The organism is Moraxella sp., assembly GCF_024227015.1.
Taxonomy (GTDB): domain Bacteria; phylum Pseudomonadota; class Gammaproteobacteria; order Pseudomonadales; family Moraxellaceae; genus Moraxella.
Genome location: NZ_JAAELD010000298.1, coordinates 1 through 584 on the forward strand (window position 1 = coordinate 1; position 584 = coordinate 584).

Here is a 584-nt window from a genome sequence, read left to right on the forward strand (position 1 = left end):
GAAGACCCGATCGAATTTGTACACGAATCCAAAAAATCACTGATTAACCAACGTGAAGTGCACCGTGATACACTTGGCTTTGAACCTGCCCTACGTTCGGCACTGCGTGAAGACCCTGATGTCATCTTGGTTGGTGAGATGCGTGACCTTGAAACCATTCGCCTTGCCTTGACCGCTGCCGAAACGGGGCACTTGGTGTTTGGTACGCTACACACCAACTCTGCTGCTAAGACCATTGACCGTGTGATTGACGTATTCCCAGCCGCCGAAAAAGACATGATCCGTGCCATGCTTTCTGAATCTTTACAGGCGGTTATCTCGCAAGCCCTTATCAAAAAAGTTGGTGGCGGTCGTGTGGCAGCTCATGAGATCATGGTTGGTACACCTGCAATTCGTAACCTAATCCGTGAAAACAAAGTCGCCCAGATGTATTCGGCAATCCAAACAGGGGCAGGCGAAGGCATGATTACCCTTGATCAAACGCTCAAAAACTTAGTCGCCAGCCGTACCATTACCAAAGAGTCGGCACGCCTATATGCTAAGCAGCCTGAAGCGTTTTATTAATAGGGCGTGTTGAACATTCA

General features: G+C 49.0%; 1 protein-coding gene. It reads left to right on the forward strand.

Annotation, left to right across the window (positions count from 1 at the left end):
- The coding region (locus GY683_RS06900; protein ID WP_297288036.1) for a type IV pilus twitching motility protein PilT at positions 1–564 on the forward strand (564 nt) is incomplete at its 5' end.
- Positions 565–584 lie beyond the last annotated feature (20 nt).